General features: G+C 35.5%; 31 protein-coding genes and 1 pseudogene. 5 read left to right on the top strand and 27 right to left on the bottom strand.

Annotated elements, in window-relative coordinates; all coding sequences use genetic code 11:
• Window positions 1–12: 12 nt before the first annotated feature.
• The 19 genes and pseudogenes from BTHG_RS10470 to BTHG_RS10560 all read right to left on the bottom strand — a co-directional run bounded on the left by BTHG_RS10470 (window position 13) and on the right by BTHG_RS10560 (window position 11,418).
• Window positions 13–804 (bottom strand): MBL fold metallo-hydrolase, encoded by a 792-nt coding sequence (locus tag BTHG_RS10470; RefSeq protein ID WP_010676695.1) that lies wholly within the window; start codon window positions 802–804, stop codon window positions 13–15.
• A 113-nt stretch (window positions 805–917) separates the two neighbouring features.
• Entirely contained in the window at window positions 918–1,046 is a 129-nt protein-coding gene (locus BTHG_RS27635; protein ID WP_269719489.1) for a hypothetical protein, read from the bottom strand.
• Window positions 1,047–1,138: 92 nt separating this feature from the next.
• On the bottom strand, window positions 1,139–1,915 hold the full coding sequence (locus BTHG_RS10480) for a TerC family protein (protein ID WP_010676696.1): 777 nt from the start codon (window positions 1,913–1,915) through the stop codon (window positions 1,139–1,141).
• A 139-nt stretch (window positions 1,916–2,054) separates the two neighbouring features.
• Window positions 2,055–2,570 carry a hypothetical protein gene (locus BTHG_RS10485; RefSeq protein ID WP_010676697.1) on the bottom strand — a complete coding sequence of 172 codons (516 nt, stop codon included), beginning with the start codon at window positions 2,568–2,570 and terminating at the stop codon, window positions 2,055–2,057.
• Window positions 2,571–2,650: 80 nt separating this feature from the next.
• Window positions 2,651–3,196, bottom strand: a complete 546-nt coding sequence (locus tag BTHG_RS10490; protein ID WP_010676698.1) for a histidine phosphatase family protein — start codon at window positions 3,194–3,196, stop codon at window positions 2,651–2,653.
• 29 nt (window positions 3,197–3,225) lie between these two features.
• Entirely contained in the window at window positions 3,226–3,627 is a 402-nt protein-coding gene (locus tag BTHG_RS10495; RefSeq protein WP_010676699.1) for a hypothetical protein, read from the bottom strand.
• Between the two features lie 76 nt (window positions 3,628–3,703).
• Window positions 3,704–4,207 carry a GNAT family N-acetyltransferase gene (locus BTHG_RS10500; RefSeq protein WP_010676700.1) on the bottom strand — a complete coding sequence of 168 codons (504 nt, stop codon included), beginning with the start codon at window positions 4,205–4,207 and terminating at the stop codon, window positions 3,704–3,706.
• Between the two features lie 18 nt (window positions 4,208–4,225).
• Window positions 4,226–4,636 (bottom strand): GNAT family N-acetyltransferase, encoded by a 411-nt coding sequence (locus BTHG_RS10505; protein ID WP_332306428.1) that lies wholly within the window; start codon window positions 4,634–4,636, stop codon window positions 4,226–4,228.
• Window positions 4,637–4,662: 26 nt separating this feature from the next.
• Window positions 4,663–5,085, bottom strand: a complete 423-nt coding sequence (locus tag BTHG_RS10510; protein WP_010676702.1) for a putative periplasmic lipoprotein — start codon at window positions 5,083–5,085, stop codon at window positions 4,663–4,665.
• A gap of 14 nt (window positions 5,086–5,099) precedes the next feature.
• Window positions 5,100–5,891 (bottom strand): DUF817 domain-containing protein, encoded by a 792-nt coding sequence (locus tag BTHG_RS10515; RefSeq protein ID WP_010676703.1) that lies wholly within the window; start codon window positions 5,889–5,891, stop codon window positions 5,100–5,102.
• Window positions 5,892–6,311: 420 nt separating this feature from the next.
• A complete protein-coding gene (locus BTHG_RS10520) occupies window positions 6,312–6,824 on the bottom strand; it encodes a DUF4352 domain-containing protein (protein ID WP_010676704.1) in 513 nt (170 codons plus the stop codon).
• 168 nt (window positions 6,825–6,992) lie between these two features.
• A pseudogene (locus tag BTHG_RS27355) lies at window positions 6,993–7,112 on the bottom strand (cytidine deaminase); the annotation flags it as partial.
• A gap of 30 nt (window positions 7,113–7,142) precedes the next feature.
• On the bottom strand, window positions 7,143–7,640 hold the full coding sequence (locus tag BTHG_RS10525) for an NUDIX hydrolase (RefSeq protein ID WP_010676705.1): 498 nt from the start codon (window positions 7,638–7,640) through the stop codon (window positions 7,143–7,145).
• A gap of 159 nt (window positions 7,641–7,799) precedes the next feature.
• Window positions 7,800–7,982: a hypothetical protein gene (locus BTHG_RS10530; RefSeq protein ID WP_010676706.1), complete on the bottom strand. Its 183-nt coding sequence runs from the start codon at window positions 7,980–7,982 to the stop codon at window positions 7,800–7,802.
• A 262-nt stretch (window positions 7,983–8,244) separates the two neighbouring features.
• Entirely contained in the window at window positions 8,245–8,619 is a 375-nt protein-coding gene (locus BTHG_RS10540; RefSeq protein WP_010676708.1) for a hypothetical protein, read from the bottom strand.
• A 711-nt stretch (window positions 8,620–9,330) separates the two neighbouring features.
• Window positions 9,331–9,813 (bottom strand): DUF2975 domain-containing protein, encoded by a 483-nt coding sequence (locus tag BTHG_RS10545; RefSeq protein ID WP_010676709.1) that lies wholly within the window; start codon window positions 9,811–9,813, stop codon window positions 9,331–9,333.
• 241 nt (window positions 9,814–10,054) lie between these two features.
• Complete coding sequence (locus BTHG_RS10550) at window positions 10,055–10,396, bottom strand: rhodanese-like domain-containing protein (protein ID WP_010676710.1); 342 nt, start codon at window positions 10,394–10,396, stop codon at window positions 10,055–10,057.
• 14 nt (window positions 10,397–10,410) lie between these two features.
• Entirely contained in the window at window positions 10,411–10,677 is a 267-nt protein-coding gene (locus BTHG_RS10555) for an adhesin (RefSeq protein WP_010676711.1), read from the bottom strand.
• A 156-nt stretch (window positions 10,678–10,833) separates the two neighbouring features.
• Window positions 10,834–11,418 (bottom strand): hypothetical protein, encoded by a 585-nt coding sequence (locus BTHG_RS10560; protein ID WP_148361195.1) that lies wholly within the window; start codon window positions 11,416–11,418, stop codon window positions 10,834–10,836.
• 272 nt (window positions 11,419–11,690) lie between these two features.
• Here BTHG_RS10560 and BTHG_RS10565 point away from each other — a divergent pair, with 272 nt between their 5' ends.
• The 4 genes from BTHG_RS10565 (at window position 11,691) to BTHG_RS10580 (ending at window position 15,268) form a co-directional block, all read left to right on the top strand.
• Window positions 11,691–12,518, top strand: coding sequence for a dihydrodipicolinate synthase family protein (locus BTHG_RS10565; RefSeq protein ID WP_010676713.1), 828 nt, complete (start codon window positions 11,691–11,693; stop codon window positions 12,516–12,518).
• Between the two features lie 86 nt (window positions 12,519–12,604).
• Window positions 12,605–13,174: a dihydrofolate reductase family protein gene (locus tag BTHG_RS10570; RefSeq protein ID WP_010676714.1), complete on the top strand. Its 570-nt coding sequence runs from the start codon at window positions 12,605–12,607 to the stop codon at window positions 13,172–13,174.
• A gap of 189 nt (window positions 13,175–13,363) precedes the next feature.
• Entirely contained in the window at window positions 13,364–13,981 is a 618-nt protein-coding gene (locus BTHG_RS10575) for an alpha/beta hydrolase (protein ID WP_010676716.1), read from the top strand.
• A 264-nt stretch (window positions 13,982–14,245) separates the two neighbouring features.
• A complete protein-coding gene (locus BTHG_RS10580) occupies window positions 14,246–15,268 on the top strand; it encodes a DUF3231 family protein (protein ID WP_010676717.1) in 1,023 nt (340 codons plus the stop codon).
• A 138-nt stretch (window positions 15,269–15,406) separates the two neighbouring features.
• Here the strand turns inward: BTHG_RS10580 and BTHG_RS10585 are convergent, their stop codons facing one another.
• The 7 genes from BTHG_RS10585 to BTHG_RS10615 all read right to left on the bottom strand — a co-directional run bounded on the left by BTHG_RS10585 (window position 15,407) and on the right by BTHG_RS10615 (window position 21,308).
• A complete protein-coding gene (locus tag BTHG_RS10585) occupies window positions 15,407–15,868 on the bottom strand; it encodes a GNAT family N-acetyltransferase (protein WP_232284450.1) in 462 nt (153 codons plus the stop codon).
• Between the two features lie 21 nt (window positions 15,869–15,889).
• Entirely contained in the window at window positions 15,890–16,927 is a 1,038-nt protein-coding gene (locus BTHG_RS10590; protein ID WP_010676719.1) for a serine hydrolase domain-containing protein, read from the bottom strand.
• 128 nt (window positions 16,928–17,055) lie between these two features.
• Entirely contained in the window at window positions 17,056–18,279 is a 1,224-nt protein-coding gene (locus BTHG_RS10595; RefSeq protein WP_010676720.1) for an MFS transporter, read from the bottom strand.
• A gap of 48 nt (window positions 18,280–18,327) precedes the next feature.
• Window positions 18,328–18,753 (bottom strand): NUDIX hydrolase, encoded by a 426-nt coding sequence (locus BTHG_RS10600; protein WP_010676721.1) that lies wholly within the window; start codon window positions 18,751–18,753, stop codon window positions 18,328–18,330.
• 29 nt (window positions 18,754–18,782) lie between these two features.
• Window positions 18,783–19,289, bottom strand: coding sequence for a DNA topology modulation protein (locus tag BTHG_RS10605; RefSeq protein WP_010676722.1), 507 nt, complete (start codon window positions 19,287–19,289; stop codon window positions 18,783–18,785).
• Between the two features lie 63 nt (window positions 19,290–19,352).
• Window positions 19,353–19,733, bottom strand: coding sequence for a hypothetical protein (locus BTHG_RS10610; protein WP_010676723.1), 381 nt, complete (start codon window positions 19,731–19,733; stop codon window positions 19,353–19,355).
• 408 nt (window positions 19,734–20,141) lie between these two features.
• Complete coding sequence (locus BTHG_RS10615) at window positions 20,142–21,308, bottom strand: MFS transporter (RefSeq protein ID WP_010676724.1); 1,167 nt, start codon at window positions 21,306–21,308, stop codon at window positions 20,142–20,144.
• A gap of 313 nt (window positions 21,309–21,621) precedes the next feature.
• Between BTHG_RS10615 and BTHG_RS10620 the strand changes: the two genes are divergently transcribed.
• On the top strand, window positions 21,622–22,224 hold the full coding sequence (locus tag BTHG_RS10620) for a LysE/ArgO family amino acid transporter (protein ID WP_010676725.1): 603 nt from the start codon (window positions 21,622–21,624) through the stop codon (window positions 22,222–22,224).
• A gap of 31 nt (window positions 22,225–22,255) precedes the next feature.
• Here the strand turns inward: BTHG_RS10620 and BTHG_RS10625 are convergent, their stop codons facing one another.
• The gene (locus tag BTHG_RS10625) at window positions 22,256–23,161 is read right to left on the bottom strand and encodes an MBL fold metallo-hydrolase (protein WP_010676726.1); all 906 of its coding nucleotides are present in this window, start codon (window positions 23,159–23,161) and stop codon (window positions 22,256–22,258) included.
• Window positions 23,162–23,163 lie beyond the last annotated feature (2 nt).

The following is a 23,163-nucleotide window of genomic DNA, read 5'->3' on the forward strand; positions in this document are numbered from 1 at the left end:
TTTTCCTGCCATTTAACGATTTTCAGCACCAATGATTGACGTAATAATATGCAAAGAGTCCCACTCACCTTCTGATACAAAAGTAATCGGGTATTTTTTTCGGAATATCTTTTGATCAATTTCTTCTACGGAGAGTCCATTTTGCTCAAGATGTTTCACTTCACCACAAAGATTTTCTAGATACTCTAATTTTCGTTTCATCCTCCCTTTTCCGTCTTGTATGTATCCAGCATGACAACAAAACATTGAGCCAAAATCGTGGGTGAGAACAGTTCGGATGGAATCTATGATTTGAGGAATCGATTCGGATTTCATGATGACCTTTGTTTTTGGTGATACAAACAAATCACCTGAAAACAATGTTCCTGTGTCATCATCCAAAAGAGCAATATGGTCATCTGCATGGCCTGGAGTATGCATTACTTTCCACTGCCTTTTCCTAGATTGAATTCTATCTGAAATAGGGAGTGGGGCAAATTCCTTTCGTATACCCCAAATTTCTCTGCGATATTTTGGATAAGGTGCTAGCTGTGAACATATGTCGATACCAAGCGGCGATAGATAAATTGGAATATTTAGGTTTTCTTGAATCCATGGAGCTGTGCCACTGTGGTCTTCATGACTATGTGTTAATGCAACTACATCAAATGATGCTTCTTTTAAATATGAGATAATTTTAGCTTCAAATTTTTGAGCTCCTGTATCAACAAGCATTCCATCCGTTACAAAGAAAAACAAATTAGGCAGATTCGGAACCTCTATTTCAACACAAGTAACATGTTCTCTTTCATATACTTCGAACAATTTGACTCACACTCCTAATTTTGTGGCTACAACTTCCTCGTCTGCTTGTTACATTCAACAAAAAAAGGTGCGAATCCTGCTTGGATACTCACACCTCTTAGATATATATACTATCACTCACTGTTTTGTGTCATGTTAAAAAAATTGCCTTCATCGTTTTTTGTTGACTTTTTCTTATGATTTTCTTTTCCCATTTTTCCATCTGATTCATAACTTAATTTTTGTGATGTTTTCTTATTCATTATTACATCCCCTTTCTCGGCTAGTTTTCCCATTATCTTTTTAAATAAAAAGGTACTTCTCCTTTTAAAAGAAAAGTACCTGTTACATCTTTCTATGAAGCTTTATCTTTAGGTCGTTGCTTATTACTTGGTGCAAACCAACCAATTAGAGCAATCGCAACTAATACCCCGTAGAAAATAATTGTCCAAAGTGTACTATGAGGAAAATCGTGATCTAAGATACCGATATCCTCGTGTGCTAGTGTAATGACAGCAAGTTTGACGCCGACCCATGCTACAATAGCATATGCTGTGGTTTCGAGTGCTGGTCTTTTTTCAAGTAATTGAACAAACCAGGTCGCTGCAAATTTGATTAAGATTAATCCAGCAATACCCCCAAGAACAACCACAATAAATTGTCCTCCATCCATGCCACCGAAATCGCCTAATGGGGAATCTGGAAGTCCAAGTGCTAGTGCAACCGCAGCTAAAATTGAATCGATTGCAAAAGCAAGGTCAGCTAATGCAATTTTTCCAACTGTAGGCCAGAACCCTTTACCAGCGGATTCTTTTTTATCATCCTCATGAATATCCTTATTGTTTTTTCCGAACTTTGCCTGGAAGACATGCTTTAACCCTAGGTATAGGAGATAAAGTGCTCCAATCGCCTGTATTTGCCATACGTTAGCGATAAACGATATCGCAAAAAGGGCAACAAAACGGAAAACAAAAGCCATTAATATTCCGTAATTTATCGCTTTCTTTTTCTGATCCTCTGGTAAATGTCTGGCTATGACTGCAAGTACAAGGGCATTATCGGCTGATAGCAATCCTTCTAGGCCGATCAATATTAATAATGCCCATGCGTATTCTAGCCAAATTGTCTCCATTCATGTCGCTCCTAACATTTTCAAGAATGTCTTACAAAAACACATTAACATTAGAATTTCCCATTGAAAAACAGCTATTCTTTTCTGGTAGAAGTAACACACCACCATTAATTTACATATTTGATTGGTTTAGAAAAAATTAATACACAATATAATTTCCACCATCTTTAAAGAAATCCACAATCCAAATAATTCCCATGAATACAATCCAAATGAGGAGTGGAATGGCTAGACTTTTGAAAGCATGGATCCATTTGTATCGATCCTTTCTTTTAAGTAAATAGCGGTCTGTTACAAAATACAAGATGGCTGCGCTGAGACTGACCCATTTAAGAATAGAACCGAACAGTAAATGAAAGACTGCTGAAATAGTCGGTTTGAATTTGTTCATTTTATTTCTCGAAATTAGTCTGGATAAAAAGTCGCTTAAGATTGATGTTATCGTTCCGTAGACAAAGATAACCGGAAAACTGTAGATGAGGTAAAAAGGCACAGATGTTGTAAACCTCCATAAATAGTCCTTTATAGAATTTATTTCATTTCCAAATGGACTCGGAACAAATAACCCAAGTAAAACTGCAAAAAGGGCGCCTGAAATGGATGCTGATATTATTTTTCTAGGTACTATGTGATTTATTTTTTCGATAAGCGTCACGGTCATTCCCCCCAATCAAGTACACCTTGCTTTAAAATTCTATTTACATTTACGCATAGAATTGGAAGAAGTTTCAGTTTTTATTTCTCAATGCTCCAAATCCGCTCAAAAATAGTCGGATTACCCATTTTTAAAATGTAAACATCAGGGTTGCTTAGTTTTGACCATTGCTCAAATCCAAAATTTTTATTAAAATGGTTTAAAAGCAATGACATTAAACCTCCATGTGTAACGATGATTGTATGTTCACCACCATTTTTTATAACATCATCGGCCACTTCAATGATTCTATTTGCAGCATCTCGGCTAGATTCTCCACCTTCATATTTAAGCTCAAAATCCTCATATGTAGCTTTCAATTTTTCATACCAATCAGGCATATTCTTTGTACTAAGCACTCGTTCAGCTAGTTGAACATTCATTTCGATATCGATATTTCGTTTATTTGCGAGTGGTTGGATTGTTTGAATCGCCCGCTTGAACGGACTTGAAATGATACGATCTACTTTTCTGTTTTCAAAAAAAGCAGCTAACTCCATAGCTTGTAATTGGCCTTTTTCTGTTAATGGCGCATCCGGTGACTGCCCCTCAGCCTCACAATGCCTAATAGTATAGATCTTTTTCATAAATACCACTCCAATTTAAAGTTAAAGGATTAAATCGGTTCTTCTACTTCCCTCACAAGCATCCACTTTCCATCTGTAAGATGCCAGGTCTCAATTGTAAAAAGTCTTGCTAGCACTTTTTCATCTTGTACGAGTAACAGTTCGTAAAAGACAGCAGCATTTTCGGCATCCTTCATCCGAATAACACGATTTTTAAATTCCTTTTGTGCCCCTATCAATTGTTTCACTGATTCGCGCATGCCGCTAATTGCTTCTTCCCTGCTAAATAGCATTGGCTTTTCATTTGAATCATTAAAAAAAGTAACATAATAGTCTTCCGTCATTCTTTCTAATGCTGAGGTGTCCCCTGTTTTCATCGCACTGTTCCAATCTATGATAAATTCATCATGCATTTGTGTAAATTCAGCTAATTGATCATCAACTTTTAACATACCAATTCTCCCCTTCAGATCTTTTTTGTTTGTATGTTACAATTCAACAAAAAAGGTGTGAATCCTGCTTGGATTATCACACCTTTAAAAGCTTTGACATATAATATTCATCCACATATTCACCGTTGATGAGTAGTGAATCTCTTTTTGTTCCTTCAATTTCAAATCCCATCTTTTTGTATAAAGATAAACCCGCTTTATTGCGAACAACAACGGATAACTCCAATCGATGGATTTTGTGAATGAACGCCCATTTTTCCAGTTCTTCAAATAATTTGGATCCAACGCCTTTTCCTCTACATCCCTCTAGAATACCAATTACTATGTACACTGAATGTTTGTTTCTTCGCGCATTACCACCAATTGCCATTAAGAATCCAATTAATTGACTTTCTTCTTCTGCGACAAAAATAGTTGAGTTCTCATCAGAGCTAATTCTATCGATCATTTTTCGTTGTTGGTCGGGATTTACCTGCCTTTCTCCCGCTTCCCAAAGCATGTATTCTGAGGTATTTTCAATCTGCTGAGTAAGCTTACTAAAATGTTCTGCATCTGAAGGTGTAATCTCTCTAATTCGCAATACACTTCTCCCCCTTACCTAAACGTATTTCTCCATTATGACGTAGGATTTTCCACCTTTACTAAAGCTCTGTTTGGTTTCTTGCAAACCAAACTTTTTGTAAAAATCAACCTTATTCTTCCTGGCATTACACCAAATTCTTTTCAATTCGTGATTCTTTGCTTCCTTTATAACAAAGTCTAACAATGCACTCCCGTATCCCCTACCTTGCTGTTGTTGAAACGTGGCAAACTTTCGAAATTGAGCCTCATCATTCTTTATAAAAAGGGAAATAATCGAAGTCAGCATATCTTCTTTATAAAGACCAAAATGAAGCCCAACATCATCATCTTCTAACTTTATGTAGTCATAGTCCTTATCAGGCCACATGACTTTATGTCTTACTTCCCACGCTTTTTCCTTATCGATTCTTTTAATTGTGATGCCCATTGCCTTCTCCTTCATATCCACTACACTCATTTTACCATTCTTAAAACAGCCTCATTTACCGTTTCACCAGTCAGTTCAAAAAATATTTCCTTGTTACTGTCTAACGTAACTGCAACTGTATCCTTTAATGGAATTCTATCACCATTATCCTCTATGTGGGTGTCTGTTAAAATAAATACTTCCATGTCCACTTCACCGTTTAATTCCAAGTCTTCTTTCAAAAGTTCAAAGGTAAGTTCATCACCTTTTTTAATAGCAGATCCATCGGCGTTAACACTACCTTGTGAGTGATTCAATATTGCAACTTCAAGCCCAAACAATTTAAAATCAGTGTTGTTTTTTATATGGATTATCATATTATTCTCATTCGGCTCAATTGGAGTACCTGAATTAGTTGTACATGCTGATAATAATATAAGAAGAACTATCATAAATAGAAATTTTTTCATTTTCCCCATCCTCTTTATAAATATTGGTTAGTATCCATCCTCATATCATTTTTTCCCTTAACCTGCTTTAACGTTGCTACAATCAAAAAGCTAACAATCACCAATAAGACCCATGAACTCACCTTTCCTAGATGAACAAGGCTCCATGCATAGGTTTGGTTTGGATATTCCCACGCTCCAAAAAACGTTGCAATATTTTCGGCAATCCATATAAAAAATCCAATCAGTACAAAAGATAATGCAAGTGGCATCCGGTAATGGGTTCCATTAATCTCGTATGTGACCGATGTTTTCCAAAAAACAATTATTACAAGACCAGCTAACCACCAACGTACATCAATCCAATAATGGTGTGTAAAAAAGTTCAAATAAATCGCAGCAGCTAAAGGAACAACTATCAAAAATGGCGGCCAATTAATTAGTTCAACATTAAGCCTCCTCCATGCCTGGCAAAGATAACTCGCAACACTTGCATACATGAACCCACTATACAAAGGTACTCCAAAAACTTTGAAATAGCCTTCCTCTGGATAAGACCATGAGCCCATATGTGTCTTAAATAGTTCAAGCGCGAGTCCGATAAGGTGAAAGAGCGTGATAACCTTAAGCTCATCCCGAGTCTCCAACCCTGAACGCACCATCCACCACTGCATGAGGAGGCATATGATTAGGAGCCAATCATACCTTGACAAGATTGGTAGTGGGATGATTTTTGTAAGTGCCAAAGAAGCAAAAATGACGACCGGAAACAAACAGGATAGGGCCTGCTCCCACCCAAAACGAGCAAGTTGTTTTAATGCTCTCATAATCTGAGCCTCCATCTTTTTTTGGAAAAATTCTTCCACTCGATTATTCTTTTATTGATTATAGAATATTTTTTATCGTTTTTCAATAAAAACTTGTTGATTTATAAATGCAATTTTCTTTTACACAAAAAAAATGCTTGGCAACCCAAGCATATTTTTTATTCATTTTCAGTTTTTTGATTTTCCACAACGAGTGCAGTGTTATTATTGTTAATAAGAGAGTCTCAGTTTTGTTTTAATTTTCATATCTTCCCTCTTCCCTTGATGTTTTCGCAAACGTTGAGTCAACAAAACCAACTATAATTCGATTAGACTATGACATTATTACTAGTTTAAAGTACAAAAGCACTAGAATCAATGTTTCAGTCCTATAAAAAATAAAATCCACTCCCATAAGAGAGTGGATGAAAAGATTAATTCTTATTGAATTTCGTCTGCGGTTAATTTCCATTCAAGTTTGTTAGGTTCGGCTTTTCCACCTAGTAAAATTGTGTAGGTATCGGATTTCCTTGCATCAAAAATAATATTACCAGATAGTGATTCACCTTCACTGATTTCACCAGAGATTTGTCCACCAAAACTGAATTCTTTACCATATGTTACATTATTCCAGTTCACGATGTCATCAACATAGATTTGGAATGGTAAAACATCCTCCACATTTACCACAGTCGATGATCTACTTGTTACGGTAATACTCGCAACAATGTATGTACCCCTTAGAGACTTTTCACCGTCTCCACCTTCTTCAGTTTTTACACTATCAATTGTTACCTCAAAATCGCCTTTTGTGGTTTTAAAAAGCCCCGTTTCCCCTAATGTTAAGGTTCCATCCTCGCTTATTCCGTCCCCTCCTGTTTCTGAACTTCCTCCACATGCACTGACGACCAATGCTAATAAAATAAGAACAGACAATAAACTAAACTTCTTCATCCCTTAACCCCCCCATTATTTGTATTTAAAAATTGGTAATATTCAGAAATATTATACCAAAAGTCTTGTATGAATGAAAGGTGTTCCTTGCCAATATTGCTAAATTATCCGTTTTTCGTACTATACTTTTTTCAGCTAATTTAACCGACCCCATCATTGTGTTCACGACTATTCAAGTTCAGTTCCATACTTGTCAGGCAGCAGCTGCCTGACATTGCATTTTGTCAATTCTCCGTTGGATGAAATGATGACATTGGTTTCTTTTCCATAGTCACTTATAAGTTCACGGTTTTTAAGATTAGCGCTCTGCTTTAGCTGTTATTTAGTTAAAACAGGTTCAACCAAAGGTAATCTTGAGAAATCCACAACATCGTCCCCATCATACACAAACCGATGTTCATAATTTATCTCATCATATAAAATCTCAGATAAATAGTATTTCAAGTTCGCTAATCCCACGTTTTTTGGATGCAAAACCCAAGATAGATCTTTCCAATCTAATATGCCTTCATCGGTTTTCAGAGGTGTAGGGTACACATAGTCTTCTGACAGTTCTGCTACAAAAACGTACATTCCATCTACATAAGAATGCGTTGGATTTGTCCAGGTGATATTCCCTTTATGAATAACGTTTTGAGGTTCCATCTCAATACCTGTTTCTTCTCTTATTTCTCGCAGGACACATTCAAATGGAGTCTCACCAGCCTCCAATTTACCTCCAACACCATTCCAAACTCCCATCCATTCGGGAGACTCTCGATTTAATAATAAGATCTTGTTTCCTTGTTTTATAAAACAGATTGTATATGAATACATTAAAATTCCTCCGTGTAAAGACTTTAGGTAATTATTTCAACAGAAACGGCGTTAATCCCTTTAACTATTTCCTCGAAATATTAAAATCACCATAACCTTAGATATAGGGCAACAGTGATTAAGTATGTTCTATAATTACTAACAAATACTCTTTCTTGTTTATCGATTTGTCCCGATGGTCACCGCATGATAGTAGATTGAATTATAGCATTCTTGCGATAACCTTCCAGCTTTATAATCAGCATAGGCTTTTTGGCAAAGCTGACCAACTTCATCCTTATTTCCGGTCATTTTATAGGAATCATGCATTTTTTTGATAATCTCCTCGCATTTTTGTTCCATATACTTATCTCCTTCTTTATTAGACTCGTCACTACTGGTTCCGTTTTCTAATTATGTCGAAGGTCTTTCTCGCTGATAATATTGAGAGAACAATTAAAATAACGGGAATTATTAAAAACAGTAAATGAAGAACATCCCTTGACAAAAATGTACTAGCAATACGTGTAAAAGCCTCTAAATAAAGTTTTAAAAATAAAATGGTCGTTATAACGAAGAGTGTTTTAGCCTTCAATAATCTAGCCCTCCCCTTACTTCCGTAACATCAACAATCCCTACTCTTCTCAAATTGAAATTGAAATGAAGAACAAAGACTCCTTAATGTGTGAAGTCTACCAGTTAAGATAAATAAATCATCATAGTTTCTATGAACGTATTCCTCAATTACATCCAAGCCCTTTTTTACATCATCAACTAATAAATTTGTGTATCGTTCATTCCAAGAAAAACGGTTGATTCTGCAAAGTTCAGCTGCGTTAAGTTGGAACTTAAATTCTTCGATTAGTAGTCTCACCTGATACAATTTATCGGGATTTTCTATGTAACTTTTATGTTTATTCTCATAGTTTTCCTGAACGAACTTAATAAACCCATCAATCTGTTGTGCTAGCATTGTCGCGATCCGCATCTCGTACCTCATCGTCCCATCTCCCCTCTGATACACGACTTATAACAGGAGAACTTATCGTAAATCAAATACACCTCGGCGAGTTTGCGCCTCGACTTTTTCGTGTTTGCTCGAAACCTTCCCATTAAAAATTTGTGGCATCCACCGGAGGCTTACTTGTATTCAATCTTCTGCTGAATACAGGTACTATATGTTTTCTATTTCATAATCATGAGGGATTCCGACTACTTTTCACGTAACTTTTGCCTTGTAGTAAATTTTCACTCAGTGGTAAAAGATTCGCTGCACCATCTTAAAAATCCTTTGCGTTTGTATCAAAAAAGTAGATTTCACCAATTAGATAAAGATTCAGGTACCAAAAAAGTGCCAAGTAGTATGAGCCGTTCCGTTTTGAGATGTATTTTATATAATTGACAACAAAAATGGCGTGTGAACTGAAAGCAGGTTTGGCACGCCATTTTTACGTTAATTATGTCATAGTTAACATTGAAACTTTCTTAACTATTAGATCTTTTACTTAATTATTTTGTTGTCTATTTTTATATTGAGTGTCTTTGTCGCTTTTGTACTCCAAAAGCCGAGAAATATTAAATGGTATACCGCAAATGACGTAAACGGTATACCGACAAACGATAAATGATATACCGAAAACAGCTTAATCGGTATATCGCCAAACCGAGAAACGATAAATGATATACCGAAAACAGCGTATATATCAAAATGTTAATTGTTTTTTGGTTGTGAATCCAAGAAATTCTTTATAGGTTTTTGAAGTACGTCCACACCGGCTGCGATGATACCTGTTGCTAAGATGCCCATTAGACCTAGAGATATTGGACCTGCTGCATCATCACCTGTAAATTGAACACGCACCCTTAAATAAACTATTGCTAAAAAAATGAAAAAAATGACAGTAAAAGTGCATTTATTAATTACCTTTAAAGATTGAAGAGATAACTCAGAAAAAGCATTATTCTTTTCGATATAGGTTAAAAGTTTAAATATTTGATATAACGCCACAGAAAACGTAATACATATTCCATATGCACATACCAAAAGTGGATATAGCGAATAATCACCTGAACGTTCTATTGCATCTCTTCTGGCTGCTTCAGGCAAAAAATATATACACACGGCAAGCACTGCAATTCCAACCAGAATAATAATGCCCTCCAAGAAAGTTGTAGAACCTGGTTTAAATCTCACTTAAAACACCTCACTTATTTAATGACAAAACGAATTTAACATATTATTTATCGATTTTCAATAAATTATTATTGATTTTTATTGTATTATTGTTGTTATTGAGATATCCTTTTAACTTTAAACAAAAATAAAAAGCATTTCTCATTACAAAGAAATGCTCTTACTTTAAAATGTTAAATATACAACTTGTTCACCAAAACACCTCAAAAGGACCGTTTACAAGAAGTAGCAATTGCCTTTTTTATTTCGTCTTTATAAATTCTTTCCATGCCGTTATCCCGCCCTCTAAAACGGTAACATTGTAATCCTGATTTGAAAGGATGTTTGCACATTTTGTAGCGGAGTTTCCGGTTGTACATGTCACAATTATTTCTTTATCCTTTGGCAAAGATGTAATCGACACGTCTTTGTTTTCCTCTAATGTAAAAATTTCAGCTTTGTGTATGTTGTGACTATCAATATTCTCAGCTTCAATATGGTAGTCGTTGTATTTGTCCTTAGCTCTTACATCTAAAAGAACTACCTTTTCTTGTTCGTTCATTTTTTGATACAATTTTTCAGGTGTAATCTTTTTTAGGGGCATTGTGATTCCTCCTCTTAGGAATAGCTTCCTGGGCCTGTTAAAATTAACCCTACACCATTGTCATTCTCTTCTTTGTCTAACGTCAAGACTTCGGTTCCTGTTACACTTGGATCGAAGGCTACCTTAATTCCTTTGATTGTTTGAACACGGTCAAATTCATGTGGTTCCTCTATCGCTAAAGCAATTTGAGGTCCAGCATCGCTGCCTGGAACTGTGTATAAACGAATTCCCACTGCGCCTGATTTTTCCAATAATTGCTTCGCTTCGTCAGTTATGTACATTGCTTTCTCCTCCTATAAAACCGATATCATCATTATAAACATTATTCTGAACATACCCAACTAAAAGTCCTTCTTTAGTCAGTCTTTAAATAAAGAGAACTTACATATCAATTTTCATATAATTTTTCCTATGTCCACTTACCCATTCATACTCTGTTAAATTTCTTCCGGCTTTTTTAGAAGAGCAAATGCGATAAAGGATAAAAACAATCCGCCTAAATAAAGGATAAATGAAAAGAAAATTAATCCTTGATTTTCACTTAATAGTTGCATGATGACTAGTTCCTGACCATTTCGAAATGAAAATGCACTGATGATGGTAAGGATCATTAGAAACACATACGATCCTAAAACAATTTTAGATTTCCCCGGCATATGAAAAGCCTGAAAGATCATTTCTCTTTTAAGTAATGAGTACCCCATAACTAACAAATAAAGAATTAATAACGGCCAAAAAACCATCGTATGAAATGAAATTCGTAAAATGGGGATTGCAATATATAAACCCATGGATATCAACATTAAAAAAGCAACCAAAGAGTTATACCTAATTGTATTGGGGATCGTTTTATACCAATACCTAGCAATGCAAAGCAAGATGAATGTAGTCACCATCATTAATAAAAAAATACGAAAGGACCAATCTGGAATTGCACTTCCGAAGAAACCAAACATAACAGGGCCAATTAATAAACCTAAAGCATTGCCCTCAAAAAACTTAATTCTTTGTTCACTTTCCAAAAAACTCAAACCTTTCCTAACTCTTTTCTACTATACTCTAATAGTCATTACTCATTTTGTAAATCTTAATTATTATACGAATATACCAAAAGAAGGTTTCAAATAAGCCTTCTAAAAAAACATTGGTATTTGACTCATAACCTTCTATTTTGAAACCGTAATATAAGTCTAACACTCGGAGAGATATAAGCAGGATTAATGCTTTTTTTGTGGAAATTATTTATCTAACAATGATAGTTTCGTTTAATAACTAGGATAAGGGTGAAAACATCATGCTAACTGAAAATATTCATATTGCGGTACCAACCGCTTTTTTTGAAGATGAATCTTTGAATATTCAAGGGACAATCGGTCATATTAGAGACTTATATAAACAAGGAATAAGATCTGTTCTTGTCTCTGGAACTACTGGAGAACAGCATAGTCTAAGCCTCCCAGAGAAAATTGAATTAATAAACGGTCTAGAACGTGAAGAAGAACTCGTTACGAACATGGAAATCATATTTGGTGTATCTTCAGTAAGACAGAAAGAGGCAGAGGAATTAGCGAAAAAGATTCATCATACAAAAATAGCAGGCATCATGCTTGGGTTTCCACCGTATATTATTCCAACACAAGAAGAAGCACTCGTTTATACAAGGCGAATTATCCACCTTAGTCATAAACCTACCATACTATATAACAATCCAAGAAGAACTGGATTTGATTTATCAGAACAAAGCATTATTCAATTAAGTAAAATAGACTCAGTGGTTGGAATAAAAGATGCTGGCAATAAAGAAAAAGTGACACGAATAAAACATGATTTGGGAAGGAATGATTTTTACTTTTATGCTGGTGGAGAAGTAGATTTAGAAGAGAAAATATCATATGGATATAATCGACTTTCCTCCATGGCTGGGAACGTTTTTCCGACAGAAATTAGTCAATGGTTGCAAAAAATGCTTATGAAGCAAAAAATAAGTAAACCCGAAATCGAACAAATCGAAAAGATGATGGAACAAGTTTATCAAGGAAATGCAATTGTGAATCTTAAAAAAATCCTTAATCAAAAGGGTGTTCCAATGGGGACTTGTAGGAGTCCAATAGGAAATCGTTAAGTAGCTGCGGAATTTCTTTTCAAACTTACCAGGTTCCTGCAACGAGTAAAACATTTCAATGTTATTTGCCAAAAGGAGGACGTATTATGACACAGTACGGAAGAACAAGAAAAGTACTTTTAGACTTAGCAGTTACTTTAGATGGATTTATCGAAGGTCCAAAAGGGGAAATAGACTGGTGCATTATGGATTCCGATATGAATTTCAAGGAATTCTTAAATCAAATAGATACTATTTTGTATGGAAGAAAAAGTTATGATTTATGGGGTACGTATACACCTGATATGGAAGTTTCTGATACAGAAAAAGAAATTTGGGAATTGGTCCATAGTAAAGAGAAATATGTGTTTTCAAAGACACATAAAAGGTCCGAAAATAACGTTATATACATAAATGAAAATATTGTGGCTGAAATAAACAAATTGAAGAATAAACCAGGCAAAGATATTTGGCTTTATGGTGGATCAAGTCTAATTACAACCTTTGTAAACTCGGGACTTGTCGATGAATTTAGATTATCGGTTCACCCGATTGTTTTGGGTGAAGGAAAACCACTGTTTATCGATATTAAGCAAAGGCTTAATTTAAAACTAGTTGAAACAAAACGGTTTTCCTCTGGTGTAGTTCAACTATGTTATCACCTTAATGATAAGTAACTGTTAAATGATCTAAGTTACAGATGGGTACGTTTTTTGAAGAAGGGTTGTGTGGAAATGGACCATTACCATAATCCTCAAATTTGGAATGGTTTTGGAACCTTCAAGGAGGTACTCCAAGAGTTAAAGCTATTGTGGCAAAAGCCTATTCGATTTTAAAATACTAAAACGTTAAGGTGTGAGAAAATCGTGACTACTAATGATATTGTTGGTTCTAAAAGTATTCCTGTTAGATTAATTGAACAAAAAGAAGCAGTGAAAAATGTAGTTATTGTCTTACCTGGAGGTGGTTACACAACTCAAGCTCCATTGTTACACTTTACAACCGGGTTATTCTACTCTAAAGGTTTTGATGTTTTACATATTAACTATTCATTTAATAGTCAAGAGTTATCTGTTCTCAGTTCAGAGGATTTCGCAAGAGATGTACAACTTGCAATTGATCATGCCATAAAGAGCAAGGAATATAGTAATTATTATGTTGTCGCAAAATCAATTGGAACAAAAGCGTTAAGTTATTTGATAAAGAATACAATGTTCAAAAATGCAAAATTAGTATGGTTAACCCCAATTCTACAAAATGATGACGTATTTAACGCAATGCTCCATAGTGATAATAAGGGACTTTGTATTATAGGTGATAAAGATCGTTGTTTTATTGAGGAGCGCTTTGAAAAATTGAAAAACAATCATAATCTAGTATTAAAGGTAGTGAATGGTGGAAATCACGGTTTGGAGCTTGATAAAGAGCCAATAAAATCGATTGAAATATTAAAAAATGTAATTTCTGATATAAATGAGTTCTAATAGCTTTCTGGGTATATTTAGTAAAGATGGCTTTTTACTATTAGACAAACGGGTGCTATTCTGCTAAAAGGATAAGTGCCCTTTTTTTGTTAAACAGGTTAACGTGTCTTAAAAAGAAAATTACGGTTTGTGGAGAAAAAGAGGATAAAAATGTCGACGACCTTATTGGTTGATGGGATTTTTTAATAAAACCATGACCAACTCATACATAGAAGAGGTAATTTATGGGGATGGTATTTATAGTTTCTATTTTGGAGGTTACTTATGGAGAAAAAGGGATCCCAGATAAGGTTAACTGCGGGTGAGATCGCTCAACTTTGGGTGCAATATTTAAATGATAGCGGTAGTAAATGTGTCCTCACATATTTCTTAGAAAAAGCAGAGGATGACGAAATCAAACCGATTATTGAATATGCTTTAGAGTTATCTACATCACACATAGAAATCGTTACTTCTATATTAACGGAGGAAAAAAATAAAGTTCCTTACGGGTTTAACATTGAAGAGGATGTGGATGTAACTGCTCCAAGATTATATTCTGACGGTTTTGTACTGAATTATATCAACCAGATGTCAAAGGTCGGGCTTACCTTATATGGGGCAGCTGTAGCAGCATCTGTAAGAAATGACATCAGAGCTTATTACATGGACTGCCTTACGGAAACAATGGAATTATATAAACGTTCAACAGAATTATTATTATCAAAAGGATTGTTTATTAGATCTCCTAGCATGCCTAATTTAGAGAAGATTGAGTTCGTAAAAAAGCAATGGTTTATGTTAGATGTTTTTGGAGAAAAAAGACCGTTAATTGCTGCCGAAGTCGATAATTTATTTGCCAATCTGCAAAGAAATGCTCTCGGAGTAGCTGTACTCACTGGATTCAGTCAGGTTGCACAGGATAAGGATGTAAAAAAATTCTTTTTAAAGGGTCTGGAAATTGGAAATAAACACATAAAAGTATTTAGAGGAAAATTAGAGGAAAGTAAACTCCCTGCACCGATGGGGTGGGATTCCGAAGTCACAAACAGTACCACAAAAACCTTTTCTGATAAACTCATGATGTTCATGACATCCGGATTGATTGCGATGAGTGTTGGTTATTATGGTACAGCTGTCAGTCAAAGTCCGAGAGGGGATCTTGCTTCAATGTATAACAGGCTATCCTTAGAAGTACAAATGTATTCTGAGGATGGGGCGAATATTATGATAAAAAACAGCTGGATGGAACAGCCCCCAATGGCATCCGATCGTGATGAATTAATCAGAGAAAAGAATCAATCATAACTATTCAGGCCCTTCTGTAATTTACCAAAAGGGCCTTGTTTTAATGGATTTAGTCTATTATTGGCAAACCCTAACGGATTATCATCTGGGTCATAGAAAGTAAAAAGTCTACTCGCCCCTTCTTGTGAGTCTGAAGATTTATAAATCTATTGCGTAAATGCGAGAGCTCGCTCCCCAAGGGTGATAACCTGTACCAATATGGGTAAACCCGTATTTTTCATAGAGTCCAATATGATCTGTACATAGGTAGAGGTTAGAAAAGCCACCTGCTTGAGCATCCCGTTTTGCCTGTTCTAACAGAAGAGACCCATAATCATTTCCTCGATATTCCTCTTCTATGTAGACAGCACACACCCAAGGGTACAAATCCATCCTGCTAATAAAGTCATTTGTAATTAGTCCTGCGCAGCCAATTATTTTTTCATTATCTATCAAGAGGTACCATTGAGGCAATGGATTCTGGCTCATTATACAATGTTCAATACAGTCTTCATACACCTTCATACTTTGTTCATTTGCCCATTTGCTTTGAAAATATATTATAGCCCTTTTCATATATGTTGGATTTTCTTTAATCGAAATTATTTTCATTTTTTCCATACCTCCAGTTTAACCATAAGGTTATATTTCAAGGGATTGGTATATATCACCGATAATCCCTTCCATTTGGTGAACACCTAATTCAGCGTTTGTCATTATCACCACACCGATCTCTCTTTGAGGAAATGCCACCATCATACATTGGAACCCTACGCCCCATCCAAGTGAGGAAATTTCAAGTTCTGTTTCTATCCCGTTTAAAAAAACTCCTAATCCGCTCCAACTTTTATCTTTTTGAGGGCTTATCATTTCCTTTGCTGCGCCCCTAGAAATGCCAACTTTACAATCACCTTTTAAAGCATTCATTAATTCCAAGACTAAATGGGCAAGATCTGAAGTGGTTGTCCATAATCCCGAAGCCGCTGGATAAGGATAGACCGGATAGGTTCCATTTACTATTTGACCATTTTTGTTATGTCCGCTAGAAAAGTTTCCACTACCAACATCTGAGGTATGTGTAACAAAAAAGCTATTTCCCATCTTCAATGGTTTGAATAGAAGCTCGTTCACAACCTGCTTGAATGGCTTTTTAGTAACGTCTTCTATAAGTTGCTGGATCATGCAAAAGCCTGCATCAGAATAATGAAATTCACTTTCAGGTTCATATTTTACTTCAATTGGTTCGTTGCAATAAGGTGTTCTTCCCTCTAAAAGAGCAACCATTGAAGGTGTATCTTTGCTTGTTTTTAGTTCTGCGAAACTACCATCAGGATCTATAATTCCGGATTGATGGCTGAGCAAGTTTCTTAAAGTAACCTTTTTCTTTTTTGTGTATTTATTTTCAGCTACTTTCCAAGATTGTAATTTGATGTTCACATTCTCATCTAAATCAAGGAGGGCTAGTTCAGTTAGTTTTATTACCAACATTCCAGTTACAAACTTACTGATTGAACAAGCACTAAAAATAGTATTATCCGCCACATTTTCGGCACTCCCTGATTCTAGGACGCCATAGTTTTTTATGGCACTGATTTGACCTTTTTCAATTAATGAAACGCTTAAACCCGGTACACGATAATGTTCCATAAGCTTTATAATGTTTATATTTTTGAATTTCATAGATAACTCCGTCCTTAAAATTCATATTAGATAATTCAATAAAAATAGGAGGATACCTTGTGCATATTGCTATCCTTACTAAGCCAATATCAAAGATTCGTACCCATACTGGAAGAAAGTATGAAACCTTAGTTAGGTAGGGATTTTTCCTCAATATTGGCATCAATAAACCTGAAGTATGGCAGAAAAATCCCTAATAAAGACATCGTACAAATAACTGAACCTATCAAAAAGTACATAGGACGTATTCCCCAGATTTCGCCTAAAAAACTACCAACGAAAACTCCTAATGGCATTGCACCTCTAATGATAAATAGCCGAACTGAGGACACTTTTCCCATTAAGTGGTCTGGCACCGTTTGCTGAAATATCGTTATATTTTGCACACTAAAAAATGCCATAGCGATTCCTGCAATAACCTCGGTAAAAAGTGCAAAAATGATACTGTGATTCATACCTAACGAAATAAATGTCAGACCCCCTATTACTAAAGCGCCTAACATTATTACTCTACGACTTTTATAGGTGAATTTTCCAACAATCAGTGAACCAATTACATACCCTAATGGGAAACTTGCCATAAAATATCCATACTCAGTAATGCTCCCCGATAATTCATCTGTTACATAAGGAAGTGTAATGACCATCGTTACTCCTACTCCAAACTGAACAAAAGCTAAAAAAATACCTAACCAAACGATAATTGGTTGTTTAAAAAAATAGGATATTCCATCTACAAATTGTTCAACCCACGTCCTTCGTACATTGTGAGAAACCCTTGTTTCTTGAATAAATAGTAATAGTATTCCACTTATGAAAAGAACGGCACTAACAAAAATGAGTGTATAGGTGACACCTAAATACTCAACAACAAATCCCCCCATTATCGGAGCAAGGAATGTCATTAATCGAACTGTTCCATCTCTATAGGCATTCGCCGTACTTAATTGATCTTTGGAAACAATAGTTGGTGTTATTGCTTGATTAGCAGGTGTATAGATTGGAGTAATTAAACCAACAATGATTTGAACTGCATAAATATGCCAAGGTTCGAGATTCCCTAATCCTAATGCAGCAAGCGGAACTAGGAATATTAACCCTCGCATCCATTGAGAAAATATCATGGTCCACTTTCTACTCCACCTATCAATAAATGGACCTATGAACAATTGAAGGATAAGTGAAGGTATAAAATAGAGTAGCCACATACTTCCTAATGCCATTGTGGAATTGGTAAGCTGATAGATAAGAATAGAATTACTAAACGTACCAAAAGCGCCACCTAATTCAGAAATCGCATTCCCAACCCAAATAAAGACAAATGAACGATTTTTTAAAATACTACTGCTCACATCAATCCTCCCAAATTACAGATCTAGATACATGAATGTTAGTTAAATTTATAATCCTATAAGAAGTGCCTCAGCTTCCTTTATACTATCAATTAACCAAATCGGAGCTTTGGGATGGTTAACTATGTCTTCAGTCGTCATCCAATATACTGAATCAACTTCATCTGGGCTTTTAGCAAAAGGTTCACCTTCTTTGAACTCACATAAGAAAACGATATCAATTACTTCGCTCCCATCCTCTAATTTGAATGAGGTGTTTCTTACATAGTCCATCTTTTCTTTTACCATCACTCCTACTTCTTCGAACAGTTCTCTCCTTAAATTTCTCTCTAAAAGATTTGTAGAAATACCTTTTTCTACGGTTCCGCCTACCAGAGACAGTAGACCACCAGCATGACCTTCTTTTAAACTACGTTCAATAATTAACCATTTGCCTTCCCTATTAACTGCTCCCTCAACATTAACATGGAACATTTACAAACCACCTTTTATGGAAAATAGCATTATTTGACCTTTTCTAAAAACTGTTTTACTTCTTTCGGAGATTTTAAAATGATTACTTGTTTTTCCCTAGACAATTGATTGAGCCTCTTTACTATTTCTGGTCTTTTCTTTTTTGGATAACTCCAAATCCACTTAAAAAAGTCCAAATTAACTCTTTCTATGCACCCTTCTGCCATATCTGGCCTTGTCCTATTTCGGTACTGTAATATTCTTTTGATGGCACGGTAGGCACAGATTGTTCTATGTGTATCTAAAAAAATAATAGTATCTGCCGCATTAAGTCGTATTTCCATGGTACCGCCGTAATTTCCATCAATAATCCATTCCGATTTTTTCACCATTTCTTTCTGAACTTTTCTTTGTTCAGCCTTTGGAACCCCAACCCAATTAGGCTTCCAAAAAAGTGCATCAAGGTGATAGACTTTTATATTTAACTTTTTACCTAATTGTCTTGCTAGTGTGGATTTCCCTGATCCACCTGAGCCTATAAGTACCACCTTATTCATCTGTTTTCCCCTTATAATCTTTTATTTATATTATCTAATAACCTTGTTTTCTCTTTAGTCTTTTTAATATCCTTCCATATGCTGCCTATATAACTTCCATCCGCCAGACTCTTTTTTGAATACTTCCATTGCTAAAGCGGATGCAACTTTCTCCTCTAAAAAGTAAAATTCAACAATTGAAGATAAGATAATCTCATCAGGCTTCCTTAGATGATGAGTTAAATCGGTGTACTTCCAATATGGACTTTTTCCTTCATAGCCCTTTAAGGTTTCAATGTTATCCTGTTTATAAGATTCCGCTCGATAAATTTCAAATTCCTTATCTGGGTAGTAACCAAAATAGCCGATAAAATCATCCGATATCCAAGCATTTATCTTTTCGATATTACCTTCATTTACATCATTCCGATAGCGATAAACGTCATGTAGTGCTTCTTGAATCAAAATCCTTCCCCCTATTATTGGTTTTCATAACCTATTCTCCTATCCTTTTGGAAAATCCTTCTAGAAAATGAAAAAGATTAACGATTAGTGATTCAGGTCTAGTCACATAAAAATGGCTGTTTTCGCAAACTTTGTTGTTTTTGACAACATTTGATTTCCACTTCAGGTGGACGCTTTCCGCGGGCGTGGCTTGAGCCTCCTCGTCGCTAATCGCTCCTGTGGGGTCTCAAGTCTCACGCTTTTCCCGCAGGACACTGAATAGCTTCCTTGAAATAACCCACGCACGAAGAAAATGCGTATGCTTTTTCGAGGAGTCGCCACCTTCCGCTTCAATCAATAGTTTTATTTTATCCAATGGCAACAATCTTTTAGAAAAGAGCCTAAAAAAAAGAGCGCAACTTAGTAAACTCAAGTTGCGCTCCTTGTTTTATACGTATTTGTTTTACTTCTTACAGAAATGACGACAGCAATGAACGATAAGAGGATGAATATTCCGCTTGCAAATGGATTTACTTCGATTGAAATAGTATCGACTATCCCAGCTCCAATTACCGATCCAACAGCAACACCTAAATGTAGGGCTGAATTATTCAAGCTTTGTTGAATTTCCGATGTTTCAGGCGCTATTTCTATCAAATAGGATTGCATGGCCGGTGAAATTGCCCAACTGAGTATCCCCCATATCACGATGAGTGCAAGAAATAGTGCGAAGAATTCTGTTGTATATGGAAAAATAAAAAATACACCACTAAAAATGATAAGGGAAATAACCATTGTTTTTCTTGAGCCCAGTAAATCTGCCATTACACCACCAAGTCCTCCACCACATACAGCTGAAAATCCAAAAATGAAATAAATGATACTAACCCATGTAGCATTAAAATCAGTGGTTGCTTCTAAATAAGGTTTAAAATAGGCATACATAATCGTATGACCTGTCATATAGAGAAATGTTGTTGTTAGCCCTAATGTAATTTTGTGATTTTTAAATGCTTGAAGCTGCTGCCTCAATGGAATTTGAGGTTTTGGTTGTATTTTTCCCATTAATATATGAACGCCAATAATTGATAAAGCTGTCAATACAGTTATGAGTACGAATGGTGCCCTCCAGCCAAAACGATCTCCAATGATTAGCCCGAGCGGTACCCCTAGAACTAACGAAGCACTTACGCCCACAGACACGATTCCAATTGCCCTACCTTTATACTGTTCGCCTACTAAGCTAGGTGCCATCACTAAACACAATATGATTAACAGTGCCCCACTTAACGCCAAAATAATTCTTCCGATAAACAAAATGGAAAAAGCAGGTGCAAACACTGTTACAATACACCCCATTAAAAAGATGTATAAGCAAATTAATGTTAGGCGTTTTCTCTCTATTTTAGCTGTCATGACAAGTAAAATTGGCGATGCGACTGCAAATATGACAGCAAAAACAGTAATCAGCAAACCGGCTTGTCCTATACTTACTTGTAAATCCTCTGCAATTAAATCTAATATCCCACTAATAATTAATTCAACTAATCCTATGATAAAGGAGATGATCATTAAAAAGTAAATACGTTTATCCATGTTGTCTTCCTTCCTACTGATGTCCAAAACTATATACTAGCTTTTATTAATAGCTTACTCAAGAGTACCATAATCATGTTTTAAAAACATATTGTACGAAAAAAACATGATGGAAGGTGCACGCTTTCTCGTTTTTATTTGATTGTTAATATAAGTAGCTTATTTGTTGAAAAATCTAAATCACGCGAGGCACTTTATTATTTCTTGAATTGATGTCCGTTCTTTGAAAATAGCACGATGTAAAAAATTCTCCCTAGATTCTTGTAATTTTATAGACTCATAGTACGATAGTATAGAATAGGAGTTGAGTGATTTGGAAGCGATACTACATGGAATCGTCTTAGCATTCGGACTGATTTTGCCTTTAGGCGTCCAGAATGTCTTTGTTTTTTCACAAGGGGCTACACAGCCAAAACTACTTCGGGCATTTCCTGCAACGATAACAGCTGGTATATGTGATACACTTTTAATTCTTTTGGCTGTATTTGGTTTATCCGCTATTGTTCTACAATTTGGATGGCTCCGGATTGCTCTGATGAGTGCTGGAATCCTGTTTTTAGTTTACATGGGATTTGCAATCTGGCGGTCTGTACCAACTACAAATGAAACGAACAAAGCATTGCCAATCCGCCAACAAATCATGTTTGCTTCATCCGTTTCATTATTAAATCCTCACGCCATTTTAGATATCGTCGGTGTAATTGGGACAAGTGCGTTAAAATATGTGGGAACAGAACAAATGTTATTTACTGCCGCTTGTATTCTCGTTTCATGGATGTGGTTCTTTGGATTAACCCTAGCAGGTGCAGTCATGAAAAAGTTAGATGGAAAAGGTACTTTAATGAAGGTCTTTAACAAATGTTCTGCCTTGTTTATCTGGGGAACGGCGATTTACCTTTTGATTGGGTTGGTTTGATTGCTAACCCTATTTTTTAAACATCGCCGTTTTAGCTTTTCCTCATTTCATAAAGTACTTTTATATTTTGATGATAAACTTCAGGTGAGCCCCAATTTTTATATTTAGATGGTATCTCAATTTCTTCTAAACTTTCATTTTCACTTACTACGGTAGTAATTTCTGCTATGTAATCGATTAAATTGGAGATGTCTTGCTTTGTGCCTATAGAACCATGTCCTGGTATTGCCACGTTAAAATCTAAACGTTCAACTTCTCTCAATATCTGAATCCATTGGTTAGGATTTGATTCTTCGAAAAATGTAGGATGACCATTAACAAATAATAAATCTCCCATGAATATCACTTTTTCTTCTGGGATATAAAGACAAGCATCACAAAAAGAATGACCTCCACCTAAAGTGAATAGCTTTGCACGACATGCTGTTCCACTGAATGTATGATTTCTTCTAAAGGTTTGATTGGGTAAAACAAGCTCGAGCGTTGGTAATGATTTTTCGATTTCTCGTAAAAAATGTAGCTGGTCATTTAATTTGAGATTTCCTTGTTTTTCTAATGATTGAATATAAGTAGATAGACCTTGGAGGTCGTTTTTCTGTTTGCTAATTCTAGAAGGATGAAACCCTCTCATTTTTGAATAAGTAACTTCACTGGAGATAATTTTGCTTTCCTTGAATGTTTGGTTGCCACGAATATGGTCACCGTGCCAATGACTATTAATAACCCATGTTACTGACTGATTTGTTATTTTTTCTGCAATCTTTTTTAAATCTGCTGATGCCTGTTGTGTATTAAATGTATCGAAAATAAGTAGCTGATCGCCGAGATTGACAAAGCCTGCATTCGCTACCGAACCACTGCCTTTTTTTGCAACTGCAGCATAAACATATGAACTAACTTTTTCAAGTGTAAAATGCGTACTATGGAATTCTCCCATTC

Source organism: Bacillus timonensis, from assembly GCF_000285535.1.
GTDB lineage: Bacteria > Bacillota > Bacilli > Bacillales > Bacillaceae_L > Ferdinandcohnia > Ferdinandcohnia timonensis.